2 protein-coding genes are annotated in these 2,763 nt (G+C 54.4%); both read left to right on the plus strand.

The features are described from left to right. Positions 1–849: GMC family oxidoreductase (locus tag AC33YF_RS13555; protein WP_491777743.1), on the plus strand; the 849-nt coding region annotated here is incomplete at its 5' end. Between the two features lie 120 nt (positions 850–969). After that, on the plus strand, positions 970–2,763 hold a 1,794-nt coding region (locus AC33YF_RS13560), incomplete at its 3' end, for an adenylate/guanylate cyclase domain-containing protein (RefSeq protein WP_491777744.1).

Consider the following 2,763-nt stretch of genomic DNA (forward strand, 5'->3'; position numbering starts at 1 on the left):
TATGGTTCCCCACAGCTCCTGCTCTTGTCGGGCATTGGACCCGGCGCTCATCTGAAGGAAATGGGCATCGACGTCGCCCACGATCTGCCAGCGGTTGGCGCCAACCTGCACGACCACTTCAACACCTACGTCGCTTGGCGCGCCACGAAGAAGAATACCCTCAATGATCTCTATCGCTCGCCGCTCCGTCAGCTCGCAGCCGGCATCCAGTATGTTACCAGGCGTAACGGACCGCTCACGACCATTGGCACGATCGCCGGTATTCTCACGCGATCGGATCCGCGCTTTGACCAGCCGGACCTGCAGATCAACACATACATCTGGTCGATCGAAACGCGAGACCGGACCGGTATGCACCCCCACAAATTTCCAGGCTTCAGCATGGCACCTGTGCATCTGCGGCCTGAAGGTCGCGGTCGCGTCAGCCTTAAAAGCAGAGATTCGCTTGCGCCTCCCAAAATCGAGTTCAAGTTTCTCGAAAGCGCCGGGGATATAGACGCCATGCTCTATGGCATCCGGCTCGCCCGCAAAATTGCCGAACAACCGGCGCTTAAACCTTATGTCGCAGAGGAGGTAGTGCCCGGGACAGCCATCCAATCTGAAGACCAGATGATCGAAGACATCCGCAATCGCGGCGTGTCGAACCTTCATCCTGTTGGCACATGCAGGATGGGGATAGGACAGGATGCAGTTGTCGATCCTCGACTGCGGGTCCATGGCGTCAAAGGACTGCGGGTTGCTGACGCCTCCATTATGCCGCAGGTCGTCGGCGGCAATACCAATGCGCCCTCGATCATGATCGGCGAGAGGTGTGCTGCAATGGCTCTTGATGATGCCCGTTTGGGATAGTTGGCCGCCACTTGTGAACACTACATCAAACTCGGCCGTTTGTCGGAGGGCCAGATTGACGACGGATTGGATGGATTCTTGCGTTGAGCGCAGCTAAACTTCCTACTTGGGAGGTCTGCAATGGAACGCCGACTCGCTGCTATTTTGTTGACCGACATGGTCGGCTACTCACGGCTGATAGGGCTCGATGAAGAGGGCACGATTGCGCGTCAAAAGGCCCACCGAGAGGAAGTTATCGACCCCAAAATCTCTGGGCATGGTGGCCGTATCGTCAAGACTACGGGCGACGGACTTTTGGTTGAATTCCCCAGCGTCGTGGATGCCGTAAGGTGTGCTATTGACGTTCAACGAGAACTGGTTGGGCGTGACACCGATGTACCCAAGGACCGCCACATCCAATACCGAATCGGAATCAATCTTGGAGACATCGTTGTCGATGGCGACGACATTCTGGGGGATGGTGTCAACGTTGCAGCCCGACTCGAAGGCCTGGCGGAGCCGGGCGGTATTTGCATATCGGGGGCTGTTTATGATCACCTTGCCGGCAAGTTGGATGTTGCCTTTGAGGATGCAGGCGAACAGACGGTAAAGAATGTTTCACGCCCGGTACGTGTTTGGCGCTGGCGCGTAAAACCGCCTGCTCACAAACTGTCGGGTGAAAGCCATTTCCCGCCTGTCGAAGCCGCTGCGCGGGCTCTAGCCGTCGCTGCGCCGAACGAGCGTTGGACTACGCCGGAATCGATCGAACGCAACAGCTTCATTGATCCCAAGGCCCGTGACGGCTCACCCGTGATCGCTATTGTTCCCTTCAAGAACCTGAGTAGCGGGTTTGACTTCTCCTATTTGAGCGAGGGGCTGGCGGACGACATCTTGTTCTCGTTGTCAGGGTTTCGCTGGTTTAAAGTTCTAGGCCGCTCTTCAACCTTTCACCTTGCCGATCAACGCTTCAATCTCAAAGACCTTTATGAAACATTTGGTGCGACACACCTCGTTAGCGGCCAGATTAGACCGAGCGGCCGGAGACTGCGCATTAGTGTTGAACTTACGGACTGCCGCAGCCAACGTCAGATCTGGTCGGCTCGCTATGACGAAAATGTCGATCGGTTATTTGAACTCGAGGATCAGATTATTGCGCAAATTGCTTCCTCAATTGTCCCGGCGCTGGAAGAAGCAGAAATGCAAGCTCTTCTCAACAAGGCTCCCAGCTCCCTGTCGGCTTACGAATTGCTACAACGCGGCAATTGGCACCTATTTAGCAACTTATCGTCGTATGATGCTGATGACGAGGCCGCGCGTTGTTTCGAATCAGCGCTTAAGATTGATCCGAACTATGCAGCTGCGCTTGCCGCATTGGCCTATGTGAAATATCGAGGTTCATACAAATACATTGCGACGAATTTCCATGAGCATCTGGAAGACGCACGACAAACCGCATTGCAAGCCTTGGCTATTGACCCAAGAGAACCCAGGGCGTTGCGTTACCTTGGGGCTTCTTTGAGCATGCTTCGGGACCAAGATGGCGCATGGCAAGCGCTACAGCACTCGATTGAGTTGTGCCCAAGTTATGCAACGGCCTATTCTGGACTAGCGTTTGTTCACGATTTCCGGGGTGATTTTGAGGATGCGAAAATCGCAGCCGACCAAACTATGCTTCTTCGACCTCATGATCCGATCTTGCATCGCTGTGTGATTTCGAAATCAATTGCTCATTATCAAACAGGAGATTACGAAACAGCGGAGCGAATTGCGCAAAATTCGGTGCGGACTAACGCCGTTTTTTGGATGAGCAATGCAATGCTGGCGTCAAGCCTGGCGCAACAGGGAAAGATTGCCGCGTCTCAGTTGGTGGTTGAACGGATCCATCTAAACCATCCCGGCCTCAAGATGGAAAAACTATTGGACGGCATGCCGTTT

The organism is Methyloceanibacter sp., from assembly GCF_058506495.1.